This is a genomic window from Paenibacillus sp. IHBB 3054 (assembly GCF_051594305.1).
Taxonomy (GTDB): domain Bacteria; phylum Bacillota; class Bacilli; order Paenibacillales; family Paenibacillaceae; genus Paenibacillus_AQ.
Map to the genome: position 1 here is coordinate 1 of NZ_JBOFBG010000129.1, position 969 is coordinate 969.

A 969-nucleotide genomic window follows, 5' to 3' on the forward strand; every position below is an offset into this window, starting at 1 on the left:
GTGGCTTTCCAGACTCCAGGGGCAACCTTCACACCTTCAATCCACTCAAGGTCATCCTGCTCTTTATTAGAAGTCCAGGTAGGGAACTGAACACGTTTTATATTAGGGTCTAGTCCGTATATCAAAACATCGTATGAACCCGCCGAGATATTGGCTGTTTTCGGTCCTGATACACCTACACCTCCCTTAACAGCAACTGATGTTCCTCCGATATAGTTTGAATTGCCATACTTGTCATGGGCATAGATATGTGTGAAATAGTTACCTGCTTCATAATTGTGCTTACTGAAGGGTATCCGTATCTTCCACGTTGTATTGCCTATCCGCTCACCGATCACATAGGGCCGCTCAATATCATCCTGATCATTCTTTTCTGTCCATGTCGGGAATTTCACTTCTTGTATGGTTCTGGACACGCCTTCTATAACCACCTCATAGTATTCAGCATCTAATCCGACCGTTTGAGGAGCTCTGACGGTTTGAGTATTCTTAACTTGAGTCGTTACACCCGCTACAACTTTGTTATCCGCATAAACATGTGTTGCATATGCGCCAGTTTCCATCCCATGTTTGGACAGAACGACCGTACCTCTCCAGAGATTTGGAGCAACTTTCACACCTTCAATCCATTCGAGATCATCTTGCTGATTGTATTCCGTCCATGTCGGAAAACGTACAGTTTTAACACTGTCAGGAACCCCTTTCAGATAAATATCATAGGAGACTACCGAAGTGCTGAAGATATACGGTTCTGCGGGTGTAGCCTTACTTCGCTTAAGGAGGTTGCCATTCGCATCATAGGTATACTGAATCATTGAATTATCCGGAAGAATCTCCATCTCAAGCCGACTCTGATTGTAAATGTTGATCTTCTGCCGCTGTGACGTGCCGTTCATATCTTTGATTATATAATTGGAATCAACACCTTCTAATACCGCAGCCGCTGAAGTCTGAGAATTAAAGATAAAA

At 43.6% G+C, this 969-nt stretch carries 1 protein-coding gene; it reads right to left on the minus strand.

Annotated features, from left to right (window positions below):
- The coding region (locus tag ACQ76X_RS36010; RefSeq protein WP_438498685.1) for a GBS Bsp-like repeat-containing protein at nt 1-969 on the minus strand (969 nt) is incomplete at both ends.